We start from the raw sequence: 18,110 nt of genomic DNA on the forward strand, positions 1-18,110 counted from the left end.
TTTATAGTTAATCTGTAACGAGAAGTTGATGAGCAATAACTGTAAACGATTCTGTTATATAGAGAATGAATTAGGTAGGGACATCAAATAATAGAAAATAGCACCTAACATTCCTGTAGAAAAAATAATGAATCCCATATTGCGTATACTTTTCACTTTTAATTGTATGCCATTGACTCCTGCTAACAAACCAGTTAAAGAGAATAGAATCCAATATAGAACGGTTGGAATACGAAGAAATTTATCACTATCAATCCCCATGCCCCAGAAAACAAAAGGGAGTACCACAAAGGAAAAAGAGAGCAATCCCATTAAGACCACGAGTAACTTCCGATAATTCACGCCTGCTATTATTAAAAACATTCCACCAATCACGCCTGACATTACGAGGATAGGCATAAAGAAAATCCATACAAAAGCCAAAATATCCATATAAAATCTCCTTCTAGTTAATAAGTTATATTTTACAATGTTAGGGTTATTTTAGATATGATTAAAAATAAATTTATTTTTATGATAAAAATGCTTGTAGCATTTCCAAGAGATTCATATAGAGTAATTGTCTTTTTATTTGAAATGCCTTCAGTATAAATCGCCAGTGGGAGTAATATAAATAAGCCGCTTAGTAGTCCTGTTCCAAAAAAGATAAAACAGGAAAATAATAAAAGAGGTATCGCTATGCAGTGATACCTCTTATTTATTGACAAATTTGCGCTATTTTTTTATTGGATTTCGTTTGTTGTGTTTGTAATTCACGCTCTACCATTTGATCTAATTGTTGAATAGCTTTCAATGCTTTTTCATAAGAAATTGTTCGGTAATGATGTGCTCCACCCGGCTCTTCATCTGCTTCATCCGCCCATTTAATAACCTGTTGAAGAGGTGTTCTTTCAATCTCTTGCTTTACTAGGAAAGAGTCTGTATGCAGAAGAATCGCAATGGAAATTTCTTTTGCAAGTCTAGGGTGTTCTCCTAATCGAATCAACAATTTATGAGCTCTTTCCGCTCCTTTAATTGCATGGATATCATTCTTTTTATATAATTCATAGTCCCATTTTCCATCGCTATACCATGTATGATGTCCGATGTCATGAAGAAAGCCAGCCTTTGTTGCCGCATCGACTGAGGCGTGATGCTTTTTCGCTAAGTGAAACGCATGATAAGCGACGGCAATCGCATGAACCATTCCAGAACGGCTTACGTACTTTTGTGTAATATGATGTTCGAAAATTTGTTCAAGTGTAACGTGGCGCATAAAACATTTACTCCTTTTTTAACCGATTAAAATATATTTTGAACATTGTACTCCATTAAGCAGTATTAGTAAAGTAGAAAGATTTAGAGGAAAGAGACGGGCTTTTATTATTTTTAGTAGTAATAAGATGACGGAATTTGTCGACTGGTCGATATCTTGTGTCGAATCGCCGATATATTTGAAAAATCGCCGATATACGATGATTTTGTATACAAGGTAAAAAACACCTGTCTCCAAAAAAAATTTTTTTTGGAGACAGGCTTGTGATATTACTTATTTTTTAATCCTTGTTCTAGTGTTTCGAGCATATCGTGCCTTTCATTTTCATCTGCATTTTTCCAAATTACTTCAAATAAAACACCAAGTCCCGGTAACATTTTTTCTTCGCCGCTTTGAATAGCGTCAACAATCGTTTCTTGTAATTGATCTTGTGTATTACCAGCTATATTTGCTAATACTGCCCCGCGTAAATTAAAGTTCATTTCAGTCACCTCATTTTCGGAATTGAAACTGCCATTAGTTTTTGTTCTTTTTTATGTAAATATGTATGAAAAATAGGCTATAATGAGAAGACAAGAAGAGAGGGAATGCATAGAATGAAAAATATTGATTCAGTAAAAAATCCGCGTGTGAAGCAGTGGAAAAAGTTACAAACAAAAAAAGAACGCGATAAGAAAGGACTATTCTTTGTAGAAGGATTCCATTTAGTAGAAGAAGCTTTAAAAGCAGACATTGTTACAGAACTTATCGTTTCAGATCAAACGGACCTTCCGAAAGATTGGATCGTTTCTGATGTCGAAATGTATATTGTCCCTGAACCGATTGTAAAGGTGCTTAGGGAAACAGAAACAACACAAGGTGTATTTGCAGTTTGCGAGAAACAAGAAAAAGAAGTAGAGCTTTCAAATGGGAAATTTCTTTTGCTCGATGGTCTTCAAGATCCAGGCAATTTAGGGACAATTATTCGCACGGCTGATGCAGCAGGTGTTCATGCTGTTGTACTTGGAGAAGGATGTGTAGACGCTTATAATAGTAAAGTGCTCCGCTCTACACAAGGCTCTATTTTTCATTTGCCAGTTGTCAAAGGGAATTTAGAAGAATGGATAGACAAGTTAAAAACACATAACGTTCCTGTATACGGAACAGCGCTAGAAAATGGTGTTCCATATGGCGAAATAACACCAACAGGAAGTTTCGCATTAATTGTAGGAAATGAAGGAAATGGTGTGCACCAAGATATTCTTGCAAAATGTGATCAAAACTTATATATTCCGATTTATGGCGGGGCCGAGTCGCTAAATGTAGCAGTAGCTGCTGGAATTTTAACGTATTATTTACAAAGCCCGGTTGCGAATCGTTAAAAAACTTCTTATAATAAGTTGAACATATAATAAAAAGAATAGAATGAAAAACATTGATAGAGAAGAGTAACTTTCAAAATCGCCATATAGGGAGAGAATGCCTTAGACTGAAAGCATTCTTATGGTAGACGGAAGTGAATTCACCTCTGGAGTTGACGCCAGGACCATGTATATGTAAAGGCGTTCCGGTCAGAATTGATCGTTATAACTAATGAAGTGGACAGACTTGTTCTGTCAATTTAGGGTGGTACCGCGAATTTACCTCGTCCCTTTTTGGGAGCGAGGTTTTTTTATTTTTAAAATTAGGAGGGTTCCAAATGGAAGCACGTTTAAAAGAGCTAAAGCAAAAAGCGTTAAAGCTTATTGAAGAAGCAAAAGAGCTAAAGAGTTTAAACGACGTACGCGTAGCGTATTTAGGTAAAAAAGGCCCGATTACAGAAGTATTACGCGGCATGGGGAAATTATCCCCAGAAGAGCGTCCACGTATGGGAGCATTAGTAAATGAAGTGCGTGAAGCAATTCAAACTCGTCTAGAAGAAAAAGTGAGCAACTTAGAAAAAGCAGTAATGGAAGCGAAACTAGCTTCTGAAACAATTGATGTTACACTGCCAGGTCGTCCTGTTGAAACAGGTTGTCACCATCCGTTAACAGCTGTTGTTGAACAAATTGAAGATGTATTTATCGGTATGGGTTATGAAGTAGCTGAAGGAACAGAAGTAGAAAAAGACTACTACAATTTCGAAGCATTAAACTTACCGAAAGATCACCCAGCACGTGATATGCAAGATACATTCTATATTACAGAAGAAACGTTACTACGTACACATACATCTTCTGTGCAAGCACGTACAATGGAAAACAATAAAGAAAAAGGTCCGATTAAAATTATTTGTCCGGGTAAAGTATATCGCCGTGATGATGATGATGCGACACACTCACATCAGTTCATGCAAATTGAAGGTCTTGTAATTGATAAAAATATTCGTATGAGTGATTTGAAAGGTACACTTCAAGTATTCGTGAAAAAGATGTTCGGTGAAGATCGTGAAATTCGTCTTCGTCCAAGTTTCTTCCCATTCACAGAGCCATCTGTAGAGATGGATATTTCTTGTATGATGTGTCATGGTAAAGGTTGCGGCACTTGTAAAGGAACTGGCTGGATTGAAATTTTAGGCGCAGGTATGGTTCACCCGAACGTACTTGAAATGGCTGGTTATGATTCAAAAGAATATCAAGGTTTTGCATTCGGTATGGGTGCAGAGCGTATCGCAATGTTGAAATACGGCGTAGATGACATTCGTCATTTCTATACAAATGATGTACGTTTCTTACAACAATTCAAACGAGCGTAAGGGAAGGAGAGGATAAGTATGTTCGTATCATATCGTTGGTTACAAGAGTATGTAGATATTAAAGATGTAACAGCACAAGAGTTAGCAGACAAAATCACGAAAAGTGGTATTGAAGTAGAAGGCGTTGAAGTACTAAATAAAGGTGTAAAAGGTGTTGTAGTCGGTCACGTATTAGAATGTGAAAAACACCCAGAAGCTGATAAATTGAGTAAATGTTTAATCGATATCGGTGAAGAAGAGCCCGTACAAATTATTTGCGGTGCTCCTAACATTGCAAAAGGATTAAAAGTACCAGTTGCGAAAGTTGGCGCTGTTCTTCCTGGTAACTTCAAAATTAAAAAAGCAAAATTACGTGGTGAAGCGTCTCATGGTATGGTTTGTTCTCTACAAGAGCTTGGCATTGATGCGAAACTAGTTGCAAAGGATTATGCAGATGGTATTTTCATCTTCCCAAGTGACGTTGAAGTGGGGGCGGATGCACTTGAAATTCTAAACTTACACGATGAAGTTCTTGAACTTGGTTTAACACCAAACCGTGCGGATTGCTTAAATATGTTAGGTGTTGCTTATGAAGTAGCTGCTATTTACGGTCGCGAAGTAAAACTTCCAGCTATTGATTTACAAGAGTCAGCAGAAAAAACATCGGATTATATTGCTGTGAGTGTAGAAGCAAAAGAAGAGAATCCATTATACATTGCAAAAATGGTGAAAAATGTAAAGATTGGTCCGTCGCCAATGTGGATGCAAACACGTCTTATGGCAGCTGGCATTCGTCCGATTAGCAATGTAGTTGATATTACAAACTACATTTTAATGGAATATGGTCAACCATTACATGCATTTGATTATGATAAATTAGGTTCAAAACAAATCGTTGTTCGTCTTGCAAAAGAGGGCGAGAAGATTCAAACATTAGACGATCAAGAACGTACATTACAAGCACATCACCTTGTGATTACAAATGGAAACGAAGCAGTAGGTATTGCAGGTGTAATGGGCGGGGCAAATTCTGAAGTTACCAATGGTACAGTCAACGTTCTAATTGAAGCTGCATACTTTACAAGTCAAACAGTGCGCCGTGCATCAAAAGATTTAGGTCTTCGCAGTGAATCAAGTGCACGTTTTGAAAAAGGAATTGACCCAACACGCACGTTTGAAGCGATTCAACATGCCGCTGCTCTAATGGTGAAATACGCTGGTGGTGAAGCGTTAGAAGGTGTAGTAGAAGTTGATAACCTACAAGTAAAAGAACATACAGTATCAATTACAGTAGAAAAAGTCAACCGTGTATTAGGTACAGACATTACTGCAAGTGAAATGGGGACAATTTTCACAAACTTAAAGTTTCCATTCACAGAAGTAGAAGGAGCATTCCATATAAATGTACCGTCTCGTCGTCCTGACATTACAATTGCAGAAGACTTAGTGGAAGAAGTGGGACGTCTGTATGGATACGATCATATTCCAGTAACACTTCCAAAAGGTACAATGACACGTGGGCAGTTAACAGAAGCACAAACAAAACGTCGTAAAGTGCGCCGCTTCCTAGAAGGGGCTGGCTTATACGAAGCAATTACGTACTCATTAACAAGTGCGGATCAAGCGAAACAATATATCGTTGAACCAAATGAAAAAACTCCTGTGAACTTGGCACTTCCAATGAGTGAAGAGCGTAGTCAGCTTCGTTTAAGTTTAGTACCACAATTGTTAGAAGCAGTTTCTTACAACCTTGCTCGTAAAAATGATAGCGTTGCTTTATATGAAGTAGGTTCTATCTTTTTACCGACAGCAGAAGGAGAGCTTCCAAAAGAAGAACAGCATCTTGCGGGTGTTATGACAGGTCTTGCTCTTCATCATGCATGGCAAGGTGAAAAGAAAGTGGTTGACTTCTTTGTTGTAAAAGGAGTATTAGAAGGATTATTTGACGTACTTGGCGTTACAAATCATATCACATATACACCAGCCAAACGTGAAGGTATGCATCCAGGTCGTACAGCTGATATCTTATTACATGGCGAAGTAATTGGTTTTATCGGTCAATTGCATCCAGAAGCACAAAAACAATTAGATGTAAAAGATACATTTGTATTCGAACTCTCTCTTGTAAAACTATTTAGTGCAGAGGTAGAAGAAACGTATTACTCAACAATTCCACGTTTTCCATCTATGACACGTGATATGGCTGTTGTTGTAGCAAAAGATGTAAAAGCTGGTGAAATGAAGAAAGTTATTGCAGAAGCGGGCGGAGAACTTCTAAAAGAAGTAACGTTGTTTGATCTATACGAAGGTGAAAAAATGGAAGAAGGTAAGAAATCACTTGCATTCTCTATGAATTACTTTGATCCAGAACGCACATTAACAGACGAAGAAGTAACAGAAGCACATAACCGTGTATTAGCAGTGGTAGAAGAGAGATTTGGTGCGGAGTTACGTAAATAATAAAAAAATTGCCGGAATCAATCCGGCAATTTTTTTATCTCGCTATTTTAGGGCAGTAACAGCCGGGTTGGTGAGAGCTCATCATCAATGGGGATGAAGCTCCCCGCTGATTAAAATTTTACCTTATATGAATGATGTTGGGCAGCTATTTTTCTATATCGAATCAACAATAGAAAAATAGCTGATATATTTTCTGACGTCTTGCATCTTTCCCGCGAATGTAGTACATTAATTTTAGTTTAACAAAATGAAAGACGATGATAAGGAAAAGTAGTATATACTATAATCCATAGCGAATCAGGGACGGTGAGAGCCTGGTGAGGCGGTATATATGAAGAACACCTTGGAGTTGCTAACCGAAATTGAATGTTACTGTTCAAGAGTAGACTTAGACGGGAGTCCGACCTGTTACAAATTGGAAAGTATGGATTACATACGAATGAAAGTTGGTCTTTATGACAAATTGGGTGGTACCGCGAAGTTTAACCTTTCGTCCCTTTATGGATGAAAGGTTTTTTTGTATTTAAATATTCGTAAAGGAGACATTCACTATGGAAAACACATTAGTAAAAAGTCTGTACAGAGAAACAGATAAATATGTAGATCAAAAAGTGCAAGTATCTGGTTGGATTCGTAACTTACGTGATTCAAAAGTATTTGGCTTTATCGAATTAAATGATGGTAGCTTCTTTAAAAGTGTACAAATCGTTTTTGATACAGAATTAGATAACTTTAAGGAAATTACAAAATTACCGCTTAGCTCCTCTATTAGAGTAGAAGGGAAGTTCATTGCAACACCTACTGCAAAACAACCATTTGAAATTAAAGCAGAAAAAATCGAAATTGAAGGCTTATCAGATTCTGATTACCCACTTCAAAAGAAACGCCATACGTTTGAATACTTACGTACAATCGCTCACTTACGTCCAAGAACAAATGCATTCTCTGCAACGTTCCGTGTGCGTTCTATCGCAGCTTACGCGATTCATAAGTTCTTCCAGGAGCGCGGCTTTGTCCATGTTCATACACCAATTATTACTGGTAGCGATACAGAAGGTGCAGGTGAAATGTTCCGCGTAACAACACATGACATGAACAACCTACCAAAAGGAGAAGATGGACAAGTAGACGATTCGAAAGACTTCTTCGGTAGAGAAACAAACTTAACAGTAAGTGGTCAACTTCCTGCTGAAGCTTATGCATTAGCGTTCCGTGATGTATATACATTCGGACCTACATTCCGTGCGGAAAACTCAAACACAACTCGTCATGCAGCTGAGTTCTGGATGGTGGAGCCGGAAATTGCATTTGCTGAACTGGAAGATGTAATGGATCTTACAGAAGATATGCTAAAATATGCAATGAAATACGTGTTAGAGCATGCACCAGAAGAAATGGAATTCTTCAACAAATTTGTTGATAAAACAGTTCTTGAGCGCATGAACAATGTCATTAACTCTGACTTTGGTCGCATCACATACACAGAAGCAATTAAGGTACTTCAAGAATCAGGTGCTGACTTCAAATACCCAGTAGAATGGGGCATTGATTTACAAACAGAGCATGAAAGATATTTATCAGAACAAGTCTTTAAACGTCCTGTATTCGTAACAGACTATCCAAAAGATATTAAAGCATTCTACATGCGTATGAACGATGATGGTAAAACAGTAGCTGCTACTGATCTTCTTGTTCCTGGCATCGGCGAATTAATCGGCGGAAGTCAACGTGAAGAAAGAATGGATGTTTTAGTAGACAGAATCAAAGAATTAGGCATGAAAGAAGAAGACTACTGGTGGTACTTAGAACTTAGAAAATACGGCGGTACAAAACACGCTGGATTCGGTCTAGGCTTTGAACGTTTCTTAATGTACATCACTGGTATGGGGAATATCCGTGACGTAATTCCATTCCCAAGAACGCCAGGTTCTGCGGAGTTTTAAAATATGAAAAAAGCGAGAGGAAGGCCCTCTCGCTTTTTCGTATAGATTTTTATTGAAAAGCAAAAAGTAACGTGAAGGGGTGAATAGGAATGAGTAAAAAGGTGAAAAAAGATCCTTCACGAGCAGTTTTAGGTTCTCCAGAAGTAGAAGGGCAAGGAACAACGACGCATGAAACAGGTGCTTATAAAGTACCTTCATCAAATAAGAAACAGAAGCGAAGTTAACATATAAAAGGAGTCATTCGTTCGAATGACTCCTTTTATATGTTTTTATTTTTATTTCTTTTATCATTTTATCTATGTCTTTGTCTAAGTGTTCAAAATAGAAAAACCATAATAAGCTAACGAACAAGCAATATATCGCCATAATGCATAGACTATCTGTTATATTTTCCGTAAGAGGTTTAGAAGTGAAAAGGATGCCTCAGATAAGGGAAATAATAAAGTAAGTAAGAGGACTGATAAAATGGACGAGTATGTATAGTGATTTTTTTACTTTCGTATGAGTCATTTCACATGGCTCCTTTTTATTCAAAATATCCATTTAAACTGAATAGTTTTTTATCGTTGCTGTCTTTCCTTAGTTGTTATCAAGATGTTATTTTTTAATAATATCTTCAAGCTCATTGCAAAATTTTTTAAGTTGTATTGGGTTATGAATCAATGTTTGGGCATCATATTTACTAATATGTTTTCTCACTCGGAATTTTAGTAAAACAGATCTTCCATATCGTTCCAATATTGAATTGAACTCGGGGTGTTCATTTAGTAATCGTATGTTCTCACGAATCTTTAATTGTTTTTCGTATGGATTTCCTATCAAAATGTTTAAAATTATTTGTAAAAATAGCAATGAAATCACCCTTTATATATGAGTTTAAAGTTGTGGGTATTTCTGTATATTCTAATTATAACAAAAAATAAAAGAGAAAAGAAATAAGACTTCTTTTCTCTTTGTTTAGTTCGTTTACATATTGTCGATACTAAAATATAGCTATTTTTTCAATAAACGAAACGCTTTTTCTGTATTAGCAAAGTGAAGCTTCACAAATTCAGGAAGACGCTCTTTTCCTAATTTTTGAATGAGTTTAGCGGCAGCAATATCCACTTGTTTGCCTGCACCTTTTGGAAGTTGCATACCTGCTTTTTTACTGAGTTCATCAAATTGTTTTACGAATGAATAACGAGCTAGAATAGATGCCGCTGCAACAGCTAAATGTATACTTTCGCCTTTGGTAGCAAAATAAACATTGTCACGCTGTACCTGTTTTTGGTTTGCTAAATATTTATAGTATGTATCAGGTTGTGTGAATTGATCGATTAAGATACCGTCTGGTTTTGTCGGTGCAATTTTCGCTAATAAGTTGATAATCGCTTTATTATGCAGTAAAGCTTTTAGTTTGCCCTGGTTGTTTCCTTTATCAAATAGCTCGTTATATTTTTCATTATGAAGCACGAGAGAGCTATAAGGAATGACGGTAAGAAGTTGTTTTGCAATGGCAGTAATTTGAGCATCATTTAAGTTTTTAGAATCTTTTACACCAAGTTCTTTTAAAAGTGGAATTTGTTTTGCATCTACATATGCAGCAACAACTGTCATTGGTCCAAAATAATCTCCAGTACCTACTTCATCAGAACCAATAATCGACATTGTTCCAATTAAAGCGGGCGGAGCGAATCGATGTGCGTGTACTGTTTTTTTTGCAGGAGATGCTGGTAATTGGACAAGATTTTTCCAGCGTGCTGCTTCTTCCATAGCACGTCCACCTTGAAACATAACTTTTCCTGATTTATAAGCAGTAATTGTACAAGATGGTACTTTCGCGATAAAGATACCGCCTTGCGGAACTGTTGGACTGATTGCTTGTTTGTATTGGTTTTTCATCTCTTCAATGACTGTAGAACTTGTTTGTAATACGATAGAATTTGACAAAATGGTCGCTCCTTTTTCAATAGTGTTATTTTTATCATATCGGATTATTCTTTCTGTTTCCATATTGGGAAAGTTCATGGTATGATAAACTTTAGGATTCTGTACGTGATTGGAGGCCGGTGAGTTGTCACAACAAAAGGGAAAGAAAAGTCGAATTAATGTAGAAATCTATGGTCAACAGTACTCAGTTGTTGGCGATGAAAGTACAAGTCATATCCGCATGGTAGCAGCGATTGTGGATGATAAAATGCGCGAACTCAATGCCAAGAATCCTTCGCTTGATACGAGTAGACTAGCGGTATTGACGGCGGTAAACGTCATACACGATTACATAAAATTAAAAGAAGAACATGAAAAACTGAAAGAAAGTATGAGACAAAAAGGAATGGAATAACATGATTGATATCATTATCATTTTATTGCTTGTTATGGGATTTTTCCTCGGTTTAAGAAGAGGATTTATTCTACAACTTGTAAAGTTAACAAGCTTTATTATCGCATACCTTGTTGCATACTGGTACTGTAAAGATTTAGCGCCAGCGTTGGCGAAAATGATTCCGTATCCGTTTGATAAAAATGTATCCGTTCCAGAATGGATTGATGCAAACAATATTGAGGCAGTATTTTATCAAGCAATTGCGTTTATTATACTGTTCATTGTTACAAAGATTGCACTTTCCTTACTTGGTAATTTGTTAAATATGTTTGCGGAAATACCAGTGTTAAAGCAAATTAATGCATTTGCTGGAGCAATTCTTGGTTTTTTAGAAGTATACATTATTTTGTTTGTTTTAATTATTATTGGCACGATTCTTCCGATTGAACAAGTGCAAACACCATTACAAAAATCATCAATTAGCAAAATAATTGTAGACGATACACCGATTCTTTCTGAAAAGGTGAAGGAACTATGGCAGACAGGTAGCAGAGTATAACTTCTCTTTTTCGGAAAGAGAAGTTTTTTTCTATGAAGGAAAGGCGGGGAACGTATGAAAGTAAATAAAAAACAAGTGATTAAATTATTAGAAACAATCGCCCTTTTTATGGAATTAAAAGGCGAGAATCCATTTAAAATATCCGCATTTCGTAAAGCGGCAGCAGCATTAGAAAGTGATGATCGCAGCCTTTCTGAAATTGAAGATTTCACAAAGATTCCAGGCATCGGAAAAGGAACTGCAGCAGTTATTCAAGAATATATGGAAGCTGGAACGTCCGAAGTATTGCAGGAGCTTGAAAAAGAAGTGCCTAGTAGCTTATTGCCATTATTAAAACTTCCAGGACTCGGTGGTAAGAAAGTGGCGAAACTTTACAAAGAACTGGGCGTTGTTGACATGGAAACATTAAAGCAAGCTTGTGAAGAAAAGAAAGTACAGGAGCTTGCTGGGTTTGGGAAGAAGACGGAAGAGAAAATATTAGAAGCAATTGCGCAAGCTGGTTCTCGTCCTGAACGTTTACCGATTGCAATGGTACTTCCTATTGCCGGGGAAATAGAAGAAAAATTGTCGAACATTGCAGAAGTCATTCGTTTTTCGCGCGCGGGTAGTTTGCGCCGCGTTCGGGAGACTGTGAAAGATTTAGACTTCATTATTGCAACGACAGAACCAGCAGCAGTACGTGAACATTTGCTGCAATTTGATAATATGATTGAAGTGATTGCAAGCGGTGATACAAAAGTATCTGTTCGCCTGCAATATGAATATGATATTTCAATTGATTTTCGCCTTGTGAAACCTGAGGAATTTATTACAACGCTTCATCATTTTACAGGTTCAAAAGATCATAACGTAAGAATGCGTCAGATTGCAAAAGATAACGGTGAAAAGATCAGTGAGTATGGTGTGGAAAATTTGGAGACAGGTGAAGTGAAAACATTCGAAACAGAAGAAGAGTTTTTTGCTCATTTCAACCTTCCGTTTATTCCGCCAGAAGTGCGCGAGGATGGAAAAGAGATTGAACTCATTAAGGAATATCCAAACTTAATTCAGTTCTCTGATATACAAGGTGATCTCCATATGCATACAACATGGAGTGATGGTGCTTTTTCCATTGAAGAGATGGTACAAGCATGCCGCGCGCGTGGGTATAAATTTATGGCAATTACGGATCACTCTCAATATTTGAAAGTAGCGAATGGCTTAACGAAAGAGCGACTTCGTGAACAAGCAAAAGAAATTGAGCGCATCAATGCGAAATACCCAGATATCACAATTTTACGTGGGATTGAAATGGACATACTGCCAGATGCGACATTAGATTTTGATGATGAGGTATTAGCGGAGCTTGATTATGTAATTGGTGCGATTCATTCCAGTTTCTCACAAGATCGTGAAACAATTATGAAACGTTTGCGCACCGCAATTGAAAATAAGCATGTAACAATGATTGCTCATCCAACAGGACGTCTTCTTGGACGCCGTGAGGGCTATGATGTAGATACAGATTTATTAATTGAGCTCGCAAAAGAAACAAATACTGTTTTAGAATTAAATGCAAATCCGAACCGTCTAGATTTAAGTGCGAAATTATTAAAACAGGCACAAGATGCTGGTGTGAAAATCGCAATTAATACAGATGCTCATACACTTGAGATGTTAGAGGATATGGAAACAGGTGTAGCGGTAGCGCGCAAAGGTTGGATTCAAAAAGATACTGTGATTAACACATGGGATATTGAACGTTTATTAGATTTTATTAAACGTAATAAGTAACACAAGGGGGACAGGCAACTTATGTTAGAACGAACGTTGCGTGTATTAGAATATGACAAAGTAAAAGAACAGTTACTTGAGCATACAGCTTCTTCGCTTGGCCGAGATAAAGTAAAGCGCCTTATGCCAAGCACAGATTTTGAAGAAATTGTGGAAATGCAAGATACAACTGATGAGGCGGCGAAAGTGATCCGTTTAAAAGGACATGCACCACTCGGCGGGATTTTTGACATTCGATCGAATGTAAAGCGTGCAAAAATAGGAAGTATGCTGAGCCCGCATGAATTACTGGATATCGCAAGTACGATGTATGGCAGCCGTCAAATGAAACGATTCATTGAAGATATAGTTGATAATGGCGCTCAGCTTCCGATTTTAGAAACTCATGTTGCGCAAATTGTCTCTTTATATGATTTAGAAAAGAAAATTACAGGCTGTATTGGAGATGGCGGCGAAGTACTCGATAGCGCCAGCGATAAATTGCGTGGTATTCGCAATCAAATTCGTACAGCGGAAAGTCGCATTCGTGAGAAGCTCGAAAATATGACGCGCTCTTCAAATGCGCAAAAGATGTTATCAGATGCCATTGTAACGATTCGTAACGATCGCTATGTAATTCCGGTTAAGCAGGAATATCGTGGCGTATATGGTGGCATTGTTCATGACCAATCTGCATCAGGACAAACGTTATTTATTGAACCGCAAGTCATCGTGGAACTGAATAACGCCCTGCAAGAAGCACGTGTGAAAGAGAAACAAGAAGTAGAACGTATTTTAATGATGCTTACGGAAGAAGTAGCAGCAGAAGCTGATATCGTACTAGCAAATGTCGAAGTGATTGCGAATCTTGATTTTATCTTTGCGAAAGCTTTGTATGCGAAACGAATGAAAGCGACAAAACCGATTGTCAATAATGAGCGTTATATGGAGTTACGCCAAGCACGTCATCCGCTTATCGATCCAAAAGTGATTGTGCCAAACGATATTGTGCTTGGTAAAGACTTTACAACAATTGTCATTACAGGTCCGAACACAGGGGGGAAAACCGTTACGTTAAAGACGGTTGGAATATGCGTATTAATGGCACAGTCTGGTCTTCATATTCCCGTACAAGAGGAATCGGAAATATGCGTATTTAAAAATATTTTTGCTGATATCGGTGACGAGCAATCCATTGAACAAAGTTTAAGTACATTCTCTTCCCATATGGTTAATATTGTCGATATTTTAGAGAAAGCTGACTTTGAAAGCTTAGTGCTATTTGATGAATTAGGTGCTGGAACAGACCCGCAAGAAGGGGCAGCTCTTGCCATTTCTATCTTAGATGAAGTACATAATCGCGGTGCACGCGTTGTTGCAACAACGCACTATCCAGAATTGAAAGCATATGGATATAATCGTAATCAAGTGATTAACGCAAGTGTGGAATTTGATGTGAATACATTGAGTCCAACTTACAAATTATTAATTGGTGTACCAGGACGTAGTAATGCTTTTGAAATTTCGAAGCGCCTTGGATTATCTGAACGCGTAATTAATCGTGCTCGCAATCATATTAGTACAGATACAAATAAGATTGAAAATATGATTGCGAAATTAGAAGAAAGCCAAAAGAATGCAGAACGTGATTGGAAAGAAGCAGAAGAGCTTCGTAAGCAGTCTGAAAAGCTTCATCGCGAATTGCAACGTCAAATTATTGAATTTAACGAAGAACGTGATGAACGATTATTAAAAGCGCAAAAAGAAGGGGAAGAAAAGGTCGAAGCTGCGAAGAAAGAAGCAGAAGCGATTATTCGTGAACTTCGTCAATTGCGTAAAGCGCAGCTTGCCAATGTGAAAGATCATGAATTGATTGAAGCGAAAAGTCGCCTAGAAGGGGCAGCGCCTGAGCTTGTGAAAAAGCAAAAAGTAAAAGTGAAAAATACAGCGCCAAAACAACAGTTAAGACCAGGCGATGAAGTAAAAGTATTAACGTTTGGCCAAAAAGGTCAACTTCTAAAAAAAGTAAGTGATAGTGAGTGGAACGTTCAAATTGGGATTCTGAAGATGAAAGTAAAAGAATCTGATATGGAATATATTAATACACCAAAGCAGCTTGAGAAAAAAGCAGTTGCAACAGTAAAAGGACGGGACTACCATGTTTCTTTAGAACTGGATCTTCGCGGTGAACGTTTTGAAAATGCGATGATGCGTGTTGAAAAGTACTTAGATGATGCACAGCTCGCTAACTATCCACGTGTATCAATCATTCACGGTAAAGGAACAGGAGCGCTTCGACAAGGTGTACAAGACTACTTGAAGAACCATCGCGGTGTGAAAAGTTTCCGCTACGGTGATATGGGCGAGGGAGGCCTTGGCGTTACAGTTGTCGAATTAAAATAGCAAAAAGCCAAATAAAGGGGTAAACCGTTATGTTTATGGACAAACTTGCAAAAGTATTGTTAGCATGTTGCGGCATATTTTTGGTGATTGGGGTTATTTATTTAATGGTTTTTGCAAAGTAAAGAAGTGTCAATCTCGGCATCATACTATGCTTTGAGATTGATGCTTTTTCTTTTTGGACAATCTATAAGAAAAAGGAATAGACAATGAAAATTAATCAATTTATAAGTGAAGCCCTCTCTTGTTCAAGGCGAGAAACAGATCGTCTTATTAAAGCTGGGCGCGTTGCAATGAATGATAAAGTTTGTACGCATGGTGTACTTGTAAAACCCGATGATGTTGTCACGGTTGATGGGAAAGTTATTGAAAAAGAAGAAAAAGAAAAAGTATATATAGCTTTCCATAAACCAGTTGGCATCACTTGCACAGCTGCGAAACATATCGAAGGGAATATTATTGCTTATATCAACTATCCCGAAAGAATCTTTCCAGTTGGCCGTTTAGATAAAGCATCAGAAGGATTAATTTTACTAACAAACGATGGGAAGATTGCCAATCAAATTTTACATGGAGATCATGGACATGAGAAAGAATATGTCGTAACTGTTGATAAGTCGTTTACGGATGGGTTTATTCATGGCATGAGTTGCGGTGTGAAAATTAAAGATGGAATGACAAAGCCTTGTAAAGTAACGCGAGTAGATGACTCTACATTTCGCATCGTTTTAACACAAGGAATGAATCGACAAATTCGGAGAATGAGCCGTGCTTTTGGTTATACAGTAACAAAACTAAAGCGCGTTCGAATTATGAATATAAAATTAGGTGAGCTTGAGGTTGGAAAGTGGCGCTATCTTACCGATGAAGAGTTACAAGAGTTACGAGGAGCATTATAGGGAGAGTTGTTTGCTCCGTATGTTTTTTGTCAGAAACAATAAAACTGTTGCTTTTTTTTAAAATACCCCATATAATAAAAAACAACAAGTTTCGACAATATATTTTGTAAAAGTAATGATGAGGACATGAGTTATTTTTTACGATTCTCAGAGAGGGAGGTCTTAGGCTGTGAGCTTCCTAATACGAAAAGATAAACTTACCACCTCTAAACTTCAAGAGTGAACTGCATGTGCATTGTAATTCTTGGCGGATAAAACCGTTATCAATTTACACGAGCTATAAAATGGATTTTTTTATTATACATTCATTTTATTAGAATAAGGGTGGAACCACGATTTCAACACTCGTCCCTTTGTTAGGGACGGGTGTTTTTTGCGTTCTTTTGTAAAGAAAGTACGATATGGAAAAGGGGATGTAATGAATTTTGTTTCTGAATATTCTGTTTATTTAGGGAGGTAAATGAAAGTGAAGTCATCTTTAAAGGTATCTGAAATATTTGCAATTAGTTTAATGTTATTTGCACTTTTCTTTGGTGCAGGAAATATGATTTTTCCACCAGCATTAGGACAAGGGGCTGGAACAAATGTATGGATTGCGTTATTTGGGTTTGTCATTACAGGTGTGGGACTTCCGTTATTAGGAGTCATCGCAATCGCCTTAAAGGGAGATATTAATAAACTGGCCGGTCGTGTACATCCTTTATTTGCACTTGTTTTCATTGTTGCGATTTATTTATGTTTAGGTGTATTTGTAAGTGTACCACGTACAGGCACAGTTGCTTATGAAATGGCAGTTGCTCCATTTTTGCCAACTGAAGTAGCTGGTGCACAGTATCCACTTGTTATATTTACATTTATTTTCTTTGCCGTTACATTTTATTTAGCATTGAATCCATCAAAACTAGTGGGACGCATCGGAAAAGTATTAACACCAATTTTATTAGCAATTATTGTGATTATTGTTGTGAAAGCATTGATTTCTCCAATTGGAGAGTTTCGTGCACCAACTGAAACTTATAAAGACCCACTTTTCAAAGGATTTATTGATGGATATTTAACATTAGATGGATTAGCGGCGCTTGTTTTTGGAAATGTCGTTGTGAATACGTTAAAAGGAAAAGGTGTTACAGATAAGAAAAGGATTGCACGAGTGACAATTATTGCAGGGATTGTTGCTGCGCTTGCCTTATTTCTTATTTACTTAGCGCTTGCTTATTTAGGAGCGTCTAGTGTTTCTCTTGGAATGGGGGAGAACGGTGGTGTTATTTTAACGAATATTGTTCATCATTTATTTGGTGAATATGGAACTTTATTACTAGGTGTAGCAATCACAGCAGCATGTTTAACAACATCTGTTGGAATCGTTGCAGCGTGCGGAGAGTTCTTTTCAAAACTATTACCAAAATTTCCTTATCAAACAGTCGTTTTTATTTTCTGTGCATTAGCATTTATGGTGGCAAATCTTGGGTTAACACAGCTCATTGCATTAGCATTACCAATTTTAATTACATTGTATCCAATTGGGATTGTGTTGATTATCTTATCTCTTGTGGAAAATTATATTCGGATTCCATTAGCGATGTACGTAGGAGGGATGATAGGAGCGTTTGCAATTAGTCTGTTCGATGGTTTGCACAATGCGAATATTGAGATTGCAACACTTGCACCTATTTTAGAAAAAATACCACTTTATAGCGTTGGAATGGGCTGGCTAATTCCAGGAATCATTGGTATGTTTGTCGGATATGTTGTGTCTATGTTTCAAAAGAGGGCAGTTGTGATAGAGGAGTAAGCGACGAGAGTATTCTGAAAAAGGAGCTCGTTGTACTTACAAAGTGATAA

Annotated in this window: 15 protein-coding genes, 1 pseudogene and 3 other annotated features; of the genes and pseudogenes, 11 read left to right on the top strand and 5 right to left on the bottom strand. The window is 37.3% G+C overall.

Annotated elements, in window-relative coordinates; translation table 11 throughout:
- Positions 1 to 54: 54 nt before the first annotated feature.
- The 3 genes from MR059_RS03225 to sspI all read right to left on the bottom strand — a co-directional run bounded on the left by MR059_RS03225 (position 55) and on the right by sspI (position 1,737).
- Entirely contained in the window at positions 55 to 432 is a 378-nt protein-coding gene (locus MR059_RS03225) for a hypothetical protein (protein WP_012095711.1), read from the bottom strand.
- Between the two features lie 265 nt (positions 433 to 697).
- The gene (locus tag MR059_RS03230; RefSeq protein ID WP_012095710.1) at positions 698 to 1,255 is read right to left on the bottom strand and encodes an HD domain-containing protein; all 558 of its coding nucleotides are present in this window, start codon (positions 1,253 to 1,255) and stop codon (positions 698 to 700) included.
- 269 nt (positions 1,256 to 1,524) lie between these two features.
- Complete coding sequence (sspI, locus tag MR059_RS03235) at positions 1,525 to 1,737, bottom strand: small acid-soluble spore protein SspI (RefSeq protein ID WP_012095709.1); 213 nt, start codon at positions 1,735 to 1,737, stop codon at positions 1,525 to 1,527.
- Positions 1,738 to 1,851: 114 nt separating this feature from the next.
- Here sspI and MR059_RS03240 point away from each other — a divergent pair, with 114 nt between their 5' ends.
- The 5 genes from MR059_RS03240 (at position 1,852) to MR059_RS03260 (ending at position 8,574) form a co-directional block, all read left to right on the top strand.
- Positions 1,852 to 2,616, top strand: coding sequence for a TrmH family RNA methyltransferase (locus MR059_RS03240; protein ID WP_012095708.1), 765 nt, complete (start codon positions 1,852 to 1,854; stop codon positions 2,614 to 2,616).
- A 44-nt stretch (positions 2,617 to 2,660) separates the two neighbouring features.
- Positions 2,661 to 2,890, top strand: a binding site (T-box leader).
- Positions 2,891 to 2,933: 43 nt separating this feature from the next.
- On the top strand, positions 2,934 to 3,968 hold the full coding sequence (pheS, locus tag MR059_RS03245) for a phenylalanine--tRNA ligase subunit alpha (RefSeq protein ID WP_012095707.1): 1,035 nt from the start codon (positions 2,934 to 2,936) through the stop codon (positions 3,966 to 3,968).
- Positions 3,969 to 3,986: 18 nt separating this feature from the next.
- Positions 3,987 to 6,407 (top strand): phenylalanine--tRNA ligase subunit beta, encoded by a 2,421-nt coding sequence (gene pheT, locus MR059_RS03250; protein WP_012095706.1) that lies wholly within the window; start codon positions 3,987 to 3,989, stop codon positions 6,405 to 6,407.
- 248 nt (positions 6,408 to 6,655) lie between these two features.
- Positions 6,656 to 6,908: a binding site (T-box leader), on the top strand.
- A 50-nt stretch (positions 6,909 to 6,958) separates the two neighbouring features.
- Positions 6,959 to 8,350: an asparagine--tRNA ligase gene (gene asnS / locus MR059_RS03255; protein WP_012095705.1), complete on the top strand. Its 1,392-nt coding sequence runs from the start codon at positions 6,959 to 6,961 to the stop codon at positions 8,348 to 8,350.
- An 89-nt stretch (positions 8,351 to 8,439) separates the two neighbouring features.
- The gene (locus MR059_RS03260; RefSeq protein ID WP_012095704.1) at positions 8,440 to 8,574 is read left to right on the top strand and encodes a YuzL family protein; all 135 of its coding nucleotides are present in this window, start codon (positions 8,440 to 8,442) and stop codon (positions 8,572 to 8,574) included.
- 13 nt (positions 8,575 to 8,587) lie between these two features.
- Here MR059_RS03260 and MR059_RS03265 read toward each other — a convergent pair.
- Positions 8,588 to 8,860 (bottom strand): annotated as a pseudogene (locus tag MR059_RS03265) (hypothetical protein).
- Between the two features lie 483 nt (positions 8,861 to 9,343).
- Positions 9,344 to 10,282, bottom strand: a complete 939-nt coding sequence (gene rnhC / locus MR059_RS03275; protein ID WP_041810062.1) for a ribonuclease HIII — start codon at positions 10,280 to 10,282, stop codon at positions 9,344 to 9,346.
- Between the two features lie 124 nt (positions 10,283 to 10,406).
- Here rnhC and zapA point away from each other — a divergent pair, with 124 nt between their 5' ends.
- The 6 genes from zapA to brnQ6 all read left to right on the top strand — a co-directional run bounded on the left by zapA (position 10,407) and on the right by brnQ6 (position 18,060).
- The gene (gene zapA / locus MR059_RS03280; RefSeq protein ID WP_041810059.1) at positions 10,407 to 10,676 is read left to right on the top strand and encodes a cell division protein ZapA; all 270 of its coding nucleotides are present in this window, start codon (positions 10,407 to 10,409) and stop codon (positions 10,674 to 10,676) included.
- 1 nt (position 10,677) lies between these two features.
- Positions 10,678 to 11,217, top strand: a complete 540-nt coding sequence (locus tag MR059_RS03285) for a CvpA family protein (RefSeq protein ID WP_012095700.1) — start codon at positions 10,678 to 10,680, stop codon at positions 11,215 to 11,217.
- Between the two features lie 54 nt (positions 11,218 to 11,271).
- On the top strand, positions 11,272 to 12,990 hold the full coding sequence (gene polX / locus MR059_RS03290) for a DNA polymerase/3'-5' exonuclease PolX (RefSeq protein ID WP_012095699.1): 1,719 nt from the start codon (positions 11,272 to 11,274) through the stop codon (positions 12,988 to 12,990).
- 21 nt (positions 12,991 to 13,011) lie between these two features.
- Positions 13,012 to 15,372, top strand: a complete 2,361-nt coding sequence (locus MR059_RS03295) for an endonuclease MutS2 (protein ID WP_012095698.1) — start codon at positions 13,012 to 13,014, stop codon at positions 15,370 to 15,372.
- 206 nt (positions 15,373 to 15,578) lie between these two features.
- Complete coding sequence (locus MR059_RS03300) at positions 15,579 to 16,268, top strand: 23S rRNA pseudouridine(2604) synthase RluF (protein WP_012095696.1); 690 nt, start codon at positions 15,579 to 15,581, stop codon at positions 16,266 to 16,268.
- Between the two features lie 106 nt (positions 16,269 to 16,374).
- Positions 16,375 to 16,624 (top strand) — a binding site (T-box leader).
- A 110-nt stretch (positions 16,625 to 16,734) separates the two neighbouring features.
- Positions 16,735 to 18,060 (top strand): branched-chain amino acid transport system II carrier protein BrnQ6, encoded by a 1,326-nt coding sequence (gene brnQ6, locus MR059_RS03305; RefSeq protein WP_041810571.1) that lies wholly within the window; start codon positions 16,735 to 16,737, stop codon positions 18,058 to 18,060.
- Positions 18,061 to 18,110 lie beyond the last annotated feature (50 nt).

The sequence above is a fragment of the Bacillus cereus group sp. BfR-BA-01522 genome (assembly GCF_022662635.1).
Lineage (GTDB): Bacteria > Bacillota > Bacilli > Bacillales > Bacillaceae_G > Bacillus_A > Bacillus_A cytotoxicus.